The sequence below is a fragment of the Streptomyces deserti genome, from assembly GCF_054782695.1.
On sequence record NZ_BAAGRZ010000034.1, the window covers coordinates 26,443 to 41,811 of the forward strand.

Below are 15,369 nucleotides of genomic sequence, written 5' to 3' on the forward strand. Positions count from 1 at the left end.
ACACCTGAGATTGACGAGATCACGAGATCACACGAGAACTGAGAGCACCGGGATGGCAGACCAGACCCACGTCCTGTTCGTCGAGGACGACGACGTCATCCGCGAGGCCACCCAGCTCGCGCTGGAGCGGGACGGCTTCGTGGTCACGGCCATGCCCGACGGTCTGTCGGGCCTGGAGGCGTTCCGGGCGAACCGCCCCGACATCGCGCTGCTGGACGTGATGGTGCCCGGGCTGGACGGGGTGAGCCTGTGCCGCCGGATCCGGGACGAGTCGACCGTCCCCGTGATCATGCTGTCGGCGCGGGCCGACTCCATCGACGTCGTCCTGGGCCTGGAGGCGGGCGCCGACGACTACGTGACCAAGCCGTTCGACGGGGCCGTCCTGGTCGCCCGGATCCGCGCGGTGCTGCGCCGCTTCGGGCACGCGAGCGGCGGCCGGGGCGAGGAGCCGGCCTCCCCCGCCGCCGGCGGTGTGCTGACCTTCGGCGACCTGGAGGTCGACACCGAGGGCATGGAGGTGCGCCGGGCCGGGCAGCCGGTGGCGCTGACGCCGACCGAGATGCGGCTGCTGCTGGAGTTCTCCTCGGCGCCGGGCACGGTGCTCTCCCGCGACAAGCTGCTGGAGCGCGTGTGGGACTACGGCTGGGGCGGGGACACCCGGGTCGTCGACGTCCATGTGCAGCGGCTGCGGACGAAGATCGGCCAGGACCGTATCGAGACGGTCCGCGGCTTCGGCTACAAGTTGAAGGCCTGAGCAGGGGTATGAGGGGGAACCTCCGGCGCCTGGTCGCCGCGTGCGTGGAGCGTGCGGGCATCCGTACGGGCCTGAGATGGAAGCTCAGCGCGGCCATCGCGCTGGTCGGCGCCCTCGTGGCGCTCGTGCTGAGCCTGGTCGTGCACAACGCGGCCCGGGTGTCGATGCTGGACAACGCCCGTGACCTCGCGGACGAGCGCATCATGATCGCCCAGCGCAACTACGAGCTGTCCGGGCGGCTGAACTTCCCCAACACCAAGATCGACGACCCGGAGCTGCCGGCGGCGCTGCGGGAGAAGGTCGAGGCGGGCCGGCGGGCGACGTACGTGGCCGACCGGCCGGGTGGCGCGCCGGACATATGGGCCGCCGTGCCGCTGAAGAACGGGCATGTGATGTCCCTGCACTCCGGTTTCACCGACCGCAGCTCCGACATCCTCAAGGACCTCGACCAGGCGCTGGTGATCGGCTCCATCGCGGTGGTGCTCGGCGGCAGCGCGCTCGGCGTGCTCGTCGGCGGGCACCTGTCGCGGCGGCTGCGCAAGGCGGCCGCCGCGGCCAACCAGGTCGCCAGGGGCGAGACGGACGTACGGGTGCGGGACGCGATCGGCGGGGTCGTCCGGGACGAGACCGACGACCTGGCGAGTGCGGTGGACGCGATGGCGGACGCGCTGCGGCAGCGGCTGGAGGCCGAGCGGCGGGTCACCGCCGACATCGCGCACGAGCTGCGCACCCCGGTGACCGGGCTGCTGACCGCCGCCGAACTGCTGCCGCCGGGCCGTCCGACCGAGCTGGTGCTGGACCGGGCCAAGGCCATGCGCACGCTGGTGGAGGACGTGCTGGAGGTGGCCCGGCTGGACGGCGCCTCCGAGCGGGCCGAGCTGCAGGACATCATGCTGGGTGAGTTCGTCTCCCGGCGGGTGGCCGCCAAGGACCCGGACGTCGAGGTGCGCGTGGTGCACGAGTCGGAGGTCACGACCGACCCGCGCCGCCTGGAGCGCGTGCTGTTCAACCTGCTGGCGAACGCCGCCCGGCACGGCAAGCCGCCGATCCAGGTCACCGTGGAGGGCCGGGTCATCCGGGTCCGCGACCACGGGCCCGGCTTCCCCGAGGACCTGCTGGCCGAGGGCCCGAGCCGCTTCCGCACCGGCAGCAAGGACCGCGCCGGCCACGGCCACGGGCTCGGCCTGACCATCGCGGCCGGGCAGGCCCGGGTACTGGGCGCCCGGCTCACATTCCGCAACGTACGGACGCCGGGCGCCCCGGAACACGTACCGGCCGAGGGCGCGGTCGCCGTGCTGTGGCTGCCGGAGCACGCGCCGACGAACACCGGGAGCTATCCGATGCTGCCGCAGTGACGCGGACGGCTCAGCCGCCGAACGGCCTGGAGAAGTCCAGCTCCTCGCTGCGTTCGGTCAGCAGTCGCTCGGCCTGGTACACACGAAGGCGCCAGGGGCTCTTAGAGGGTCACGCCCTTGGAGCGCAGGAACTTGACCGGGTCGACGGCCGTGCCGTAGTTCGGGGTCGTACGGATCTCGAAGTGCAGGTGCGGGCCGCTGGAGTTGCCCGTGTTGCCGGACAAGGCGATCTTCTGCCCGGTCTTGACGACCTGACCGATCTTCACGTTGACCCGCGACAGGTGGGCGTACTGGGAGTACGTGCCGTTGCCGTGCTTGATGACGACGGCGTTGCCGTACGCGGGGCCGTCGCCGGCGCCGTTGCCGCCTGCCTTGACGACGGTGCCGCCGTGCACGGCGTAGACCGGGGTGCCGCTGGGCACGGCGAAGTCCTGACCGCTGTGGGTGGACTGCCACATGCCGCCGGCCTGGGCGAAGCTCGCGGAGAGCTTGTAGGTCTTCACCGGGTCCACCCAGGAGGGCGTGGCCTTCTTCTTGACGGCGGCCGCCTTCTTCACGGCGGCGGCCTTCTTGGCCTGGGCGGCCTCCGCGGCCTTCTTGGCCTTCGCGACCTCGGCGGCCTTGGCCTGAGCGGCCTCGGCGGCCTTGGCCTGAGCGGCGGCCTGCGCCTGGACGGCACCGGCGACGCCGGACGCGGCCGTGGTGTCGGCGGCGGCCGCGACCCCGGCCCCCAACACGACCGAGACTCCAAGGCCTGCGGCCAGGACGGACGCGCGGGTGCGAAGCCGGGACGTACGGGAAGAACGGGGCGTGACGCGCTGGGACATCGAAAACCTCATGGGGAGGGGGACAGAGAAAACCACCCGGCGCGCCGAGGCGCTGCCGAATGGGCTGTCCCTTGGTAACCCGAGGCCCCACAAATGCCCAAAACGGTGATCTACGACGGAAGTTAGTAACTTCCCTCAGTGGCCTACGTCTCTTGACGTAACCCTCATTCGGGATAAAAACCGCACAGTAAGGCCCACTCCACCCTCACCTGCGGACGAAAAGTCCCTTTTGTCCAATGCGGTTTTCCACTATTCCGCCTAGTACCGGACAAATCGCCTGTGCGGCATGTCACCGGGCGGCCCGATCGGCCGTTCTGGAAATGTGGCGCACGCCTCTATGCACCTACCGTTCGGTAACCCTACGGTTCCCCTCGCGCCACCCGCGCCCACGAACATGCACACGACACGTTGGCAGCGTTACGGACGTGAAGGGACCCCCACAACATGACCAGCCGACGCCCCTGGTTGCGCCGTGCATCAGTGACCGCCGTCTCGGCGGCGGCCTTGGCCGCGATGGCCGCCCCGGCCGACGCCGCGACGCCCACGAGCAGCGCCACGACGGCCACCACCACCGCGAGCACGGCCGCAGCCGCAGACGTCGACTACGCCACCTGGCAGAAGGACTGCCAGGCGGTGATGGACCAGGCGCTGCCGTACCTCAAGCAGCGGATCGCCGCCACCAAGCCCGGCGAGAAGCAGGCGATCGTCTTCGACATCGACAACACCACGCTGGAGACCGACTTCGGCTTCAGCTACCCCCAGCCCGCCAACAAGCCGGTCCTGGAAGTCGCCAAGTACGCCCAGGACCGGGGCGTCGCGCTGTTCTTCGTGACCGCCCGCCCGGGCATCATCTACTCGGCGACCGACTACAACCTCAAGTACACCGGCTACAAGGTCTCCGGACTTTACGTCCGCGGCTTCCTCGACCTGTTCAAGAACGTCGCCGAGTACAAGACCGCCCAGCGCGTCGACATCGAGTCGAAGGGCTACACGATCATCGCGAACATCGGCAACAGCGCCACCGACCTGTCGGGCGGCCACGCCGAGAAGACGTTCAAGCTGCCGGACTACGACGGTCAGCTGTCGTAACGCCCCCGACGGCACGCGAAAGGGGCCGGTGCCTTCGGGCACCGGCCCCTTTCACTGGGCCGTGAGGTCCGCCGTGACGCTTACGCGTCCTTGCTCAGGTTCGGTCCGCCACCGGCGGCCTGCTCGATCGGCGGGACGTCCGGCAGGGCCGCCTTCTCCTCACCCCGGAAGGTGAAGGTCTTGGCCTCGCCCTCGCCCTCGGTGTCCACGACCACGATGTGGCCGGGGCGCAGCTCGCCGAAGAGGATCTTCTCGGAGAGGGAGTCCTCGATCTCGCGCTGGATGGTGCGGCGCAGCGGGCGCGCACCGAGCACGGGGTCGTAGCCCTTCTTCGCGAGCAGCTCCTTGGCGGACTGGGAGAGCTCGATGCCCATGTCCCGGTCCTTCAGGCGCTCGTCCACCTTGCTGATCATCAGGTCGACGATCCGCAGGATGTCGCCCTGGGTCAGCTGCGGGAAGACGACCACGTCGTCGACGCGGTTGAGGAACTCGGGGCGGAAGTGCTGCTTGAGCTCGTCCGACACCTTGTTCTTCATGCGCTCGTAGTTGGTCTTCGTGTCACCCGCGGCGGCGAAGCCGAGGTTGAAGCCCTTGGAGATGTCCCGGGTGCCGAGGTTGGTCGTCATGATGATGACCGTGTTCTTGAAGTCCACGACCCGGCCCTGGGAGTCGGTCAGGCGACCGTCCTCCAGGATCTGCAGCAGCGAGTTGAAGATGTCCGGGTGGGCCTTCTCGACCTCGTCGAACAGGACCACCGAGAACGGCTTGCGCCGCACCTTCTCCGTCAGCTGGCCGCCCTCTTCGTAGCCCACGTAGCCGGGGGGCGAACCGAAGAGACGCGACACCGTGTGCTTCTCGCTGAACTCCGACATGTCGAGGGAGATCAGCGCGTCCTCGTCACCGAACAGGAACTCGGCCAGCGCCTTGGACAGCTCGGTCTTACCGACACCGGACGGGCCGGCGAAGATGAACGAGCCACCCGGACGCTTCGGGTCCTTCAGACCGGCGCGCGTACGGCGGATCGCCTTCGACAGCGCCTTGACAGCGTCGTTCTGGCCGATGACCCGCTTGTGGAGCTCGTCCTCCATGCGGAGCAGGCGGCTGGACTCCTCCTCGGTCAGCTTGAAGACCGGGATGCCGGTGGCCGTGGCGAGGACCTCGGCGATCAGCTCGCCGTCGACCTCGGCGACGACGTCCATGTCGCCGGCCTTCCACTCCTTCTCCCGCTTGGCCTTGGCGGCCAGGAGCTGCTTCTCCTTGTCGCGCAGGGAGGCGGCCTTCTCGAAGTCCTGCGAGTCGATCGCGGACTCCTTGTCCCGGCGGACACCGGCGATCTTCTCGTCGAACTCGCGCAGGTCCGGCGGAGCGGTCATCCGGCGGATGCGCATCCTCGACCCGGCCTCGTCGATCAGGTCGATCGCCTTGTCCGGCAGGAAGCGGTCCGAGATGTACCGGTCGGCCAGCGTGGCGGCCTGGACCAAGGCCTCGTCCGTGATGGAGACGCGGTGGTGCGCCTCGTAGCGGTCGCGCAGGCCCTTGAGGATCTCGATCGTGTGCGGCAGGGACGGCTCGGCGACCTGGATGGGCTGGAAGCGGCGCTCCAGGGCCGCGTCCTTCTCCAGGTGCTTGCGGTACTCGTCCAGCGTGGTCGCACCGATGGTCTGCAGCTCACCGCGGGCCAGCATCGGCTTCAGGATGGAGGCCGCGTCGATGGCGCCCTCGGCGGCACCCGCACCGACCAGCGTGTGCAGCTCGTCGATGAACAGGATGATGTCGCCGCGGGTGCGGATCTCCTTGAGCACCTTCTTCAGGCGCTCCTCGAAGTCACCGCGGTAGCGGGAGCCGGCGACCAGCGCGCCGAGGTCCAGGGTGTAGAGGTGCTTGTCCTTGAGGGTCTCGGGCACCTCGCCCTTGACGATGGCCTGAGCGAGACCCTCCACGACGGCGGTCTTGCCGACGCCGGGCTCACCGATCAGGACCGGGTTGTTCTTCGTACGGCGGGACAGCACCTGCATGACCCGCTCGATCTCCTTCTCGCGCCCGATGACCGGGTCGAGCTTGGACTCACGAGCGGCCTGGGTGAGGTTCCGGCCGAACTGGTCGAGGACCAGGGACGTCGAGGGCGTGCCCTCGGCAGGCCCGCCGGCGGCGGCGGTCTCCTTGCCCTGGTAACCGGAGAGCAGCTGGATGACCTGCTGCCGCACCCGGTTGAGATCTGCGCCCAGCTTGACCAGGACCTGGGCGGCGACGCCCTCGCCCTCGCGGATCAGGCCGAGCAGGATGTGCTCCGTGCCGATGTAGTTGTGGCCGAGCTGCAGCGCCTCGCGCAGGGACAGCTCCAGGACCTTCTTGGCACGGGGGGTGAAGGGAATGTGGCCGGACGGCGCCTGCTGCCCCTGGCCGATGATCTCCTCCACCTGCTGGCGGACCGCCTCGAGCGAAATCCCGAGGCTCTCAAGGGCCTTGGCGGCGACACCCTCACCCTCGTGGATCAGGCCCAGGAGGATGTGCTCGGTGCCGATGTAGTTGTGGTTGAGCATCCGGGCTTCTTCCTGAGCCAGGACGACAACCCGCCGCGCGCGGTCGGTGAACCTCTCGAACATCGTTAATCGCTCCTCAGAGCGGTCAGGCAGTGGGGGGAACTTCCCCTCCCTGTCCTTCCGCAGCTTAGTCCCGCGAGCGGGGACCGCTCATTCCAACTGCCGACACCGTCCTTGGCCTCCTGACCCCGAACGCCGACATCTGCTCCAACCCGATGGTGCGAGACGATGTTCCCGCAGGCCAGGCAGATACCCCTTCCGCCAGTACGCCGATGGCGAACGTGAGACGGCCTCTCCTGCGTGTCGCCCCCTCCCACTAGGGATGTCTTACCCGTAGGGACCGACAGTCCATGCCGAGCGCCCCCGTCGGCTCCGCTACGGGCGAACAACCTTGCGCCACCCCGCACCCCCCGCACGCCCCCTTTTTCAGCACTCCGCGCATTCGAAAGAGCACCCAGCGTAACTCGCATGCTCTTCCGGCGGTTGCACTTGGCATGGTTGGCGCCCTTCCCCCGATGAGCGCGGCCGGTGCCGTCGGTGCGGTCCCGGTCCCCCGCCGGCCGCTCGACGCCGGCAGCCGCCGGGGCGATCGCTCGGGTGAGCGGACCGAACGGGTCCGGCGGTGGTACGAGGACGAACTGGGCTGGCCCACGGTGCCCGGGGTGCCGGTGCGCCTCGTCGTGGGGCTGCGTTTCGACGTCCTGGACGTGCCGGCCGCAGCGGGATACGCGACCCTCCGCCGCCTGGGTCCGGGCTCGCCGGTGGCCGCGCAGGGCGACCGGATGCGGCTGCTGGTGGCCGCGGGCAGCGCGGAGGAACTGCCCGGGCTGCTGGACTGGCTGGAGTGGGGGGCGCTGGCGCTCGATCTCGTGGCGGTCGGCGCGGGCGGCGTCATGGACGCGCCCCCACCCCCCAGGCCCGGCCCGACCGCGCCGCGGCCGCTTCCCCTGGACCGCCGCGGTTCCCGGGGGACCGCCCTGTGGCTGCGGCCCCCGGAGCCGGGACGCGAGGTCGAGGCCTCGCTGCCGACACTGTCGGCCATGGGGGGCGGCGGTGAGGGCGCCCCCGATCTCGTTCGGCTGGTGGACACGGTGGCGACGCAGTGCCACCGGGTCCGGCTGCGGCGCGCGTGCACCCAGCCGCCGGCCTGCTCGCAGGCCTCGCGCGCGCGGTGTCCTTAAGGGTGTCCTTGTGTCCTTAAGGCCGATGATCAGCCGTTTGCCTTCTCGTAAGCCTCGCGGATGGACGCGGGAACACGCCCGCGGTCGTTGACCTCGTAGCCGTTCTCCTTCGCCCAGGCGCGGATGGCCGCGGTGTCCTGGCTGCCGCTGGAAGAGGAACGCGACTTTCCGCGCCCGCTCGAAGCACGGCCTCCGGTACGACGACCACTCTTCACGTAAGGCTCGAGAAGGCTGCGGAGCTTGTCCGCGTTGGCGGTGGTGAGATCGATCTCGTACGTCTTGCCGTCCAACGCGAACGTCACGGTCTCGTCCGCCTCGCCGCCGTCGAGGTCATCGACAAGAAGGACCTGAACCTTCTGTGCCACCGGATTTCCTTTCATCGATAACTTGAGGGCCGGGGGTGTGCCGGCGTCCGCCGTATCGCCGTATCGCCGTCCCCTGTTATATGCAGTACTGCAGTACGTCGGAAAGCAAACCGCTTTTGCGGGAAAAACACAAACCCTCGGCAGAGACCGGCAGCCCGCCCCCGGCCCGGAAACGTGCGCGTTTCGGACATAGGGCACCGGATCCGTGGCTAACCCTGGCTTGGCTAACCTTGTGGATCACAGATGCAGAAGCATCCGGCTGTTGCCCAAGGTGTTCGGTTTCACTCGTTCGAGACCGAGGAACTCCGCGACGCCCTCGTCATAGGAACGCAGCAGCTCCGCGTAGACATCGGTGTCGACCGGCGTCTCGCCGATCTCCACGAAGCCGTGCTTGCCGAAGAACTCCACTTCGAAGGTCAGACAGAAAACCCGGCGAACGCCGAGCCAGCGGGCGGTCTGCAGCAACTTCTCCAGCAACTGATGGCCGACCCCGGCGCCCTTCAGGCCCGGCTTCACCGCGAGCGTGCGGACTTCCGCGAGGTCTTCCCACATCACGTGCAGGGCGCCGCAGCCGACGACCTCGGCGTTGTCGTCCCGTTCCGCGACCCAGAACTCCTGGATGTCCTCGTAAAGCGTGACCGTTGCTTTGTCGAGCAGGATGCCGTCCCGGACGTACGCGTCGAGGAGACGGCGCACGGCCGGGACATCGCTGGTGCGGGCCCGTCGGACGGTGATGGCTTTTGCGGTGGCTTCGGGGCTCTTCGCGGACATGAGCGGACGCTATCGCCCACCACCGTCCTGTGCCGAGCCGGGGTTCTCCTTGGCGGGATCCTCGGGGTCAGCGGGTTCCGGGCGTTCGGCGGGTTCTGTGGTTTCCGGGCCTTGGACGATGCGTACGGCATCGCGCAGAGCGTGTCGCTGTTCCTCGCTCATCATGCCGAAGAAGGCGACGAGAGCGGCGGCGGGGTTGTCGCTCTGGGACCAGGCGTCGTTCATCAGGGCGGCGGCGTAGGCGGCCCGTGTGGAGACCGCCTCATATCGATAGGCCCGGCCTTCCGCCTCGCGGCGCACCCAGCCCTTCTGATGGAGATTGTCCAAAACGGTCATCACCGTGGTGTACGCGATGGACCGCTCCTTCTGAAGATCTTCCAGGACTTCTCGAACGGTCACCGGGCGGTTCCACTTCCACACCCGCGTCATCACCGCGTCTTCGAGTTCTCCCAATGGGCGAGGCACACCTCAGAACAATAGTGGGAGATCTCGGCAATGGCGTGGCGGACGTGCGCTTCAGTGGCAAATGGGAACAAAAAGGGCGTACGACTCGAAAGCGCGGGGTGGGTGCGCGGAGTCGTACGCCGGCGCCGGCGGCATGCCGGCTGCGTGAGCGGGTGGGCTCAGGCGTCGGTGTTCGTTCGGGGGGAGGCCTGGCGGGTGCTCTCCACACGCGCGATGGCGGCGTCGACGGCCGCGTCCTCCTTGGCCTTGTTGGCGCCGCCCTGGGTCTTCACGATCACGCGGATGACGCCGACGAAGAAGACGGCCATGACGGCCGGGGGCAGGAGCGCGGAGACGTAGTCCATGGGTCCAGGGTAGCCAGGCGGTGGTGGCGGGCGGACAGGGCGGGGTGGGCGCGTCAGCCCGCGGCGAGCTGCTGGGGGTTTGTGGGGGGTGGGGTCGGTTTGCGGCGGGGGAAGACCTCGCCCGGGGTGGGGATCGGGCGGGTGGGCTTCGGGGTGCCGGGGGTGGGGGCCGGGGAGGGGGAGGGTGCGGGTGCGGGTTTGGGGGCGGTGGGGGCGGGCTTGGGGGCCGGTTTCTCCGCGGGCTTCTTCTGGGGCTCCTGGGCGGGGCCGTCGGTGGGGGCCGAGTCGCGCAGGGCGCCGGACAGGCCCCCCGGGAGGGCCAGGAGGCGGGTGCGGGAGGCGGGGACGGTCGCGAGGGGTGAGGGGGTCGTCGTACGGGCGCTGCGGCCGGTGAGACGGGCGCTCACGTCCTGCTCGGCGAGGACCTGGCAGCGGTTCAGGAGGGTGGCCGCGGCGGGGTTGCCGCGCAGGGCCCGCAGGGCGGCGAGGTCGTCGGGGTTCGGGCGGTAGCCGGCGCCCAGTGCCTCTTCCAGGAGCGCGAGGTAGCCGGCGGCGGTGCCGGGGAGGGCGGCGCGGTACCGGCCGAGGTCGGCCACGAGGAAGGCACGCAGGCGGGCGCCCTCGCGCATCGCCTCGTCGAGGGACTGGGCGAGGCGGAGGCAGTCCTGGACGTCGTCGGCCGAGGCGGGGGCGGGGTGGAGGGCGAGGGCGAGAGCGCGGCGGAGCACACGCAGCTCCTCCGCGCCGAACGCCATGCCGCCGCGGGATCCGTATGGCGTGGGCATGCGGCGACGATACGCGCTAATCAGACAAATTCCGCATAGGGGGTGGGTGTGGCGTGGGGGTGCCACTCGGGTGGGCGGGGTGCCTCCGGCGGTTTGGCCGGGGGTGCCTGCGGCGGCCTGTGCGGGTGGGGTGGGGCTCCTGTGCGGGTGGGGTGGTGACTCCTGTGCCGTCGGTGCAGCGCCTACGGGTGCGTTGTGGGGTCACCGTGGGCGACTGCGGGTGCGGCCACCTTGCTGCGCGCAGCCGCTCGGCTGCGGCAGTCGTGCCGCCGGGGTGGGTTGCACGACCCACCCCGCCGCAGCACCGGCGCCCTGGCCCGCTCACATGCGTGACACGTTGCGCTCGTACACCAGGCGCAGGCCGATCAGTGTCAGCCACGGCTCGTGTTCGTCGATGACCGAGGACTCACCGAGGACCATCGGTGCGAGCCCGCCCGTCGCGATGACCGTGACGTCGTCCGGGTCGGACGCCAGTTCGCGGGCCATGCGGTTGACGACCCCGTCGACCTGGCCGGCGAAGCCGTAGACGATGCCGGCCTGCATGGCCTCGACCGTGTTCTTGCCGATGACGCTGCGGGGACGGGCCACCTCGATCTTGCGGAGCTGGGCGCCCTTGACGCCGAGTGCCTCGACCGAGATCTCGATGCCGGGGGCGATCACGCCACCGACGTACTCCCCACGGGCGGACACCGCGTCGAACGTCGTCGCCGTGCCGAAGTCGACGACGATCGCCGGGCCCCCGTAGAGGTCGACGGCGGCGACGGCGTTGATGATGCGGTCGGCGCCCACCTCCTTGGGGTTGTCGGTGAGGATGGGGACGCCCGTCTTGACGCCGGGTTCGACGAGGACCGCGGGGACGTCGCCGTAGTAGCGGCGGGTCACCTCGCGGAGTTCGTGCAGGACCGACGGGACGGTCGCGCAGATGGCGATGCCGTCGATGCCGTCGCCCAGCTCGTCGCCGAGCAGGGGGTGCATGCCCATCAGGCCCTGGAGGAGGACCGCGAGCTCGTCGGCCGTGCGGCGCGCGTCCGTGGAGATGCGCCAGTGTTCGACGATGTCGTCGCCGTCGAAGAGGCCGAGGACGGTGTGTGTGTTGCCTACGTCGATGGTCAGCAGCATGGCCCGTACCCGCTCCCCTATTCCGCCGGTCGCAGGTCCAGGCCGATGTCCAGGATCGGCGAGGAGTGGGTGAGGGCTCCTACGGCCAGGTAGTCGACGCCCGTGTCCGCGTACGCCTTGGCGTTGTCGAGGGTGAGGCGGCCCGATGCCTCCAGCTGGGCGCGGCCGGCGACGATGGCCACCGCCTCCTCGCACTCGCCGGGCGTGAAGTTGTCCAGGAGGATCAGGTCGGCTCCGGCGTCCACGACCTCGCGCAGCTGGTGCAGGGTGTCGACCTCGACCTCGATCGGTAGGTCGGGGAAGCGTTCGCGCACCGCCTCGAAGGCCTGGGCGACGCCGCCCGCGGCGACCACGTGGTTGTCCTTGACCAGGGCCGCGTCGGAGAGGGACATGCGGTGGTTGACGCCGCCGCCGCAGCGGACCGCGAACTTCTCGAGGGAGCGCAGGCCCGGTGTCGTCTTGCGGGTGTCCCGGACGCGGGCTTTGGTGCCTTCCAGTACGTCCGCCCACGCGCGCGTGGCCGTCGCGATGCCCGACAGGCGGCAGAGGATGTTGAGGGCACTGCGTTCGGCGGTGAGGAGGTCGCGGGTGCGGGTGGTGACCGAGAGGAGTTTCTGGCCCGCTTCGACGCGGTCGCCGTCCTCGACGTGGCGTTCGACCGTCAGTTCGTCCTCGCAGACCACGGAGAGGACGGCTTCGGCGACTCTGAGGCCCGCCACCACGCCCGCCTCGCGTGCCGTGAAGTCGGCCGTGGCGACGGCGTCCTCGGGGATGGTGGCGACCGTCGTCACGTCCACGCCGTGGGCCAGGTCCTCCTGGATGGCGACGTTCGCGATGTCCTCGACCTCGACGGGGTCGAGACCGGCGTCGGCCAGGAGCTGGGCGAGCGCGGGGTCGAGGCCGCACTCCAGGTAGGTCTCGTCGGCACCGCAGGCGCAGTCGTCGCCGCAGCCTCCGTACGAGGCGAGGGGGAGGTCGGGGGTGGTCACTTGTGTCACTGCTCCTGCTGGGGCTGCCGGATCGGGGGGAAATCTGGGGTGTCGGTGGTGTGCACGGCCAGTGTGCGGTCCGGGTTCAGGCGTACGACGATGTGGCGGCGCCATGTCGTGTCGTCGCGCTCGGGGTGGTCCTCGCGCCAGTGGCAGCCCCGGGTCTCCTCGCGCAGCTGGGCGGCGGCGACCAGGACGCGGGCCACGCACAGGAGGTTGGTGGCCTCCCAGGTGTCGACACCGGCCTCGGCCGTCTTGCCGTTCTCGGCGAGGGCGTCGCGGGCGTCGGTGTGCAGCTGCTGGAGCTGGTCGGCGGCCTTGGCGAGGGACTCGGCCGAGCGCAGGACACCGGCGCCCTGCGTCATGATCCGCTGGATCGTGAAACGGGCCTCCGGCGTGAGCAGGGGGTGCTCGGGCGTCTCCGGGTACGGCAGGGGCCGGGGCACGGGCGCGTGGAGGGCGGTTCCGGTCCTGCTCGCCGCGATGTCCGCGGCGATGCGCTCGGCGTAGACCAGGCCCTCCAGCAGGGAATTGGAGGCCAGGCGGTTGGCGCCGTGCACGCCCGTGCAGGCGACCTCGCCGCACGCGTACAGGCCGGGGACGGTCGTACGGCCGTGGGAGTCGGTGCGGACGCCGCCGGAGGCGTAGTGGGCGGCCGGGGCGATCGGGATGGGCTCGGTGACCGGGTCGATGCCGTGGGCGCGGCAGGCGGCGAGGATCGTCGGGAAGCGGTGCTCCCACATGTCGGCGCCGAAGTGGCGGGCGTCGAGGAACATGTGCTCGGCGTCCTGCTCCTGCATGCGGCGCATGATGCCCTTGGCGACGATGTCGCGGGGGGCGAGTTCGGCGAGTTCGTGCTGCCCCTGCATGAAGCGCACGCCGTCGGCGTCCACCAGGTGGGCGCCCTCGCCGCGTACCGCCTCGGAGACCAGGGGCTGCTGGCCCTCCGCGTCCGCGCCGAGGAACAGCACGGTGGGGTGGAACTGGACGAACTCCAGGTCGCTGACCTCGGCGCCCGCGCGCAGCGCCAGGGCGACTCCGTCGCCGGTGGAGACCGACGGGTTGGTGGTCGCCGAGTAGACCTGGCCCATGCCGCCGGTCGCGAGGACCACGGCGGGGGCGTGGACCGCGCCGACGCCGTCGTGCTGGCCCTCGCCCATGACGTGCAGGGTGACGCCGGCGGTGCGGCCGTCGGCATCCGTGAGGAGGTCCAGGACCAGGGCGTTCTCGATCGTGCGCAGGCCACGCGCGCGTACCGCCCCGACGAGGGCGCGGGAGATCTCCGCGCCGGTCGCGTCGCCGCCGGCGTGGGCGATACGGCGGCGGTGGTGGCCGCCCTCGCGGGTGAGTTCGATGTCGCCCTCGTCGTCGGTGTCGAACTGGGCGCCGGTGGAGATCAGCCGCCGTACCGCGTCGGGGCCCTCGGTGACGAGGATGCGGACCGCTTCCGCGTCGCACAGGCCCGCGCCCGCGACCAGGGTGTCGTCGAGGTGCTGCTCGGGGGTGTCGCCCTCGCCGAGGGCCGCGGCGATGCCGCCCTGGGCCCAGCGGGTGGAGCCGTCGTCGAGACGGGCCTTGGTGACGACGACGGTGGTCAGGCCGGCGGCCTCGCAGCGCAGGGCCGCGGTGAGGCCGGCGACACCGGAGCCGACGACCACCACGTCCGCGGAGATGGACCACCCGGGCGCGGGCGCGTGCAGTCGTATGCCTGTGCTGGTCACGAGGCGGCTCCGAAGGTGAGGGGAATGTTGTCGATCAGCCGGGTCGTCCCGACCCGGGCGGCGACGGCGAGGATCGCCTCGCCGGTGAAGTCGTCCCCGATCTCGGTGAAGTCGGACGGGTCGACCAGGGCGAGGTAGTCGAGTTCGAGCGGCGGGTCGAGGCGGGCGGCGTCGTCGAGGACCTGGCGGGCGGCCGCGCGGACGGCCGCGGCGGAACCCGGGGCGGCCGTGGCGACGGCGTGCGCGTCGGCCGCCGCACGGGACTCCCCTATGGCGCTGAGGGCCTCGGCACGCGCGTGCGTGGCGGGCACTTCACGGGCCCGCGCGCGCAGCGCCTCCTGGGCGGCGTGCCGGTCGCGGCCCGCGAACAGGGCCTCGGACAGGGCGAGCGCGGTGCGCCGCTCCCGGGGGGAGAGGTAGCGGTTACGGCTGGACAGGGCCAGGCCGTCCTCCTCGCGGACGGTGGGTACGGCGACGATCTCGACGCCGAAGTTCAGGTCCCGCACCATGCGGCGGATCAGGGCGAGCTGCTGGGCGTCCTTCTGGCCGTACAGGGCGACGTCGGGGCGGGTCAGGTGCAGCAGCTTGGCGACCACGGTGAGCATGCCGTCGAAGTGGCCCGGCCGCGAGGCGCCCTCCAGGCGTTCGCCCATGGGGCCGGCGCTGATGCGGACCTGGGGCTCGCCGCCCGGGTAGACCTCCTCCACGGACGGGGCGAACACGACGTCCGCGCCCGACTGTCCGGCGAGCTTGACGTCGGCGTCCAGCGTGCGCGGGTAGCGGTCGAGGTCCTCGCCCTGGCCGAACTGCAGCGGATTGACGAACACCGTGACGACGACCTCGCCGTCCGGGCCGGCGATCCGGCGGGCGGTGCGGATCAGTGTGGCGTGGCCCTCGTGCAGGGCGCCCATGGTCATGACGACGGCGCGGCGGCCCGCACGCGCGCGTGCGTGCAGTTCGCCGGCGGTGCGCAGCAGGGTGGTGGTCATCGGGCGTCTCCGTTCTGGGGCACGCGCGTCGTCGGGTGGCTCGAGGGGATGGCCTGGAGGGCATGGGGGGCCTGG

Annotated in this window: 15 protein-coding genes; 4 read left to right on the forward strand and 11 right to left on the reverse strand. The window is 70.7% G+C overall.

The features are described 5' to 3' along the window. The first annotated feature begins 52 nt into the window (after positions 1-52). A complete protein-coding gene (cseB, locus tag ACYVMZ_RS34030) occupies positions 53-754 on the forward strand; it encodes a two-component system response regulator CseB (protein ID WP_461086657.1) in 702 nt (233 codons plus the stop codon). Continuing rightward, on the forward strand, positions 643-2,109 hold the full coding sequence (cseC, locus tag ACYVMZ_RS34035) for a two-component system sensor histidine kinase CseC (RefSeq protein WP_461086736.1): 1,467 nt from the start codon (positions 643-645) through the stop codon (positions 2,107-2,109). Before cseB ends, cseC begins: the two co-directional genes overlap by 112 nt. Positions 2,110-2,210: 101 nt before the next feature. On the opposite strand, the gene ACYVMZ_RS34040 is transcribed toward cseC, so the two are convergent. After that, positions 2,211-2,936 (reverse strand): M23 family metallopeptidase, encoded by a 726-nt coding sequence (locus ACYVMZ_RS34040; protein ID WP_461086659.1) that lies wholly within the window; start codon positions 2,934-2,936, stop codon positions 2,211-2,213. A 444-nt stretch (positions 2,937-3,380) separates the two neighbouring features. Here ACYVMZ_RS34040 and ACYVMZ_RS34045 point away from each other — a divergent pair, with 444 nt between their 5' ends. Further along, positions 3,381-4,025 (forward strand): HAD family acid phosphatase, encoded by a 645-nt coding sequence (locus ACYVMZ_RS34045; protein WP_461086661.1) that lies wholly within the window; start codon positions 3,381-3,383, stop codon positions 4,023-4,025. A gap of 80 nt (positions 4,026-4,105) precedes the next feature. Here ACYVMZ_RS34045 and ACYVMZ_RS34050 read toward each other — a convergent pair whose 3' ends face one another. Continuing rightward, positions 4,106-6,628 carry an ATP-dependent Clp protease ATP-binding subunit gene (locus tag ACYVMZ_RS34050; RefSeq protein ID WP_461086663.1) on the reverse strand — a complete coding sequence of 841 codons (2,523 nt, stop codon included), beginning with the start codon at positions 6,626-6,628 and terminating at the stop codon, positions 4,106-4,108. Positions 6,629-7,059: 431 nt separating this feature from the next. On the opposite strand from ACYVMZ_RS34050, the gene ACYVMZ_RS34055 reads away from it, so the two are divergent. Further along, complete coding sequence (locus ACYVMZ_RS34055; RefSeq protein WP_461086664.1) at positions 7,060-7,746, forward strand: SCO3374 family protein; 687 nt, start codon at positions 7,060-7,062, stop codon at positions 7,744-7,746. A 29-nt stretch (positions 7,747-7,775) separates the two neighbouring features. Here ACYVMZ_RS34055 and ACYVMZ_RS34060 read toward each other — a convergent pair whose 3' ends face one another. The 9 genes from ACYVMZ_RS34060 to panC form a co-directional block, all read right to left on the reverse strand. After that, entirely contained in the window at positions 7,776-8,111 is a 336-nt protein-coding gene (locus tag ACYVMZ_RS34060; RefSeq protein WP_461086666.1) for a histone-like nucleoid-structuring protein Lsr2, read from the reverse strand. Between the two features lie 237 nt (positions 8,112-8,348). Next, on the reverse strand, positions 8,349-8,882 hold the full coding sequence (locus ACYVMZ_RS34065; protein ID WP_461086668.1) for an amino-acid N-acetyltransferase: 534 nt from the start codon (positions 8,880-8,882) through the stop codon (positions 8,349-8,351). A 9-nt stretch (positions 8,883-8,891) separates the two neighbouring features. Further along, on the reverse strand, positions 8,892-9,335 hold the full coding sequence (locus ACYVMZ_RS34070) for a BlaI/MecI/CopY family transcriptional regulator (protein WP_461086670.1): 444 nt from the start codon (positions 9,333-9,335) through the stop codon (positions 8,892-8,894). A 170-nt stretch (positions 9,336-9,505) separates the two neighbouring features. Continuing rightward, positions 9,506-9,691 (reverse strand): hypothetical protein, encoded by a 186-nt coding sequence (locus ACYVMZ_RS34075; RefSeq protein WP_461086672.1) that lies wholly within the window; start codon positions 9,689-9,691, stop codon positions 9,506-9,508. A 53-nt stretch (positions 9,692-9,744) separates the two neighbouring features. Continuing rightward, positions 9,745-10,446, reverse strand: coding sequence for a hypothetical protein (locus ACYVMZ_RS34080; RefSeq protein WP_461086738.1), 702 nt, complete (start codon positions 10,444-10,446; stop codon positions 9,745-9,747). A 351-nt stretch (positions 10,447-10,797) separates the two neighbouring features. Continuing rightward, positions 10,798-11,595, reverse strand: a complete 798-nt coding sequence (locus ACYVMZ_RS34085; protein ID WP_461086674.1) for a type III pantothenate kinase — start codon at positions 11,593-11,595, stop codon at positions 10,798-10,800. A 17-nt stretch (positions 11,596-11,612) separates the two neighbouring features. Continuing rightward, on the reverse strand, positions 11,613-12,584 hold the full coding sequence (gene nadC / locus ACYVMZ_RS34090; protein WP_461086676.1) for a carboxylating nicotinate-nucleotide diphosphorylase: 972 nt from the start codon (positions 12,582-12,584) through the stop codon (positions 11,613-11,615). A gap of 5 nt (positions 12,585-12,589) precedes the next feature. Continuing rightward, entirely contained in the window at positions 12,590-14,305 is a 1,716-nt protein-coding gene (locus ACYVMZ_RS34095; RefSeq protein ID WP_461086678.1) for an L-aspartate oxidase, read from the reverse strand. After that, positions 14,302-15,294, reverse strand: coding sequence for a pantoate--beta-alanine ligase (gene panC, locus ACYVMZ_RS34100; protein ID WP_461086680.1), 993 nt, complete (start codon positions 15,292-15,294; stop codon positions 14,302-14,304). Before panC ends, ACYVMZ_RS34095 begins: the two co-directional genes overlap by 4 nt. Positions 15,295-15,369: the final 75 nt, after the last annotated feature.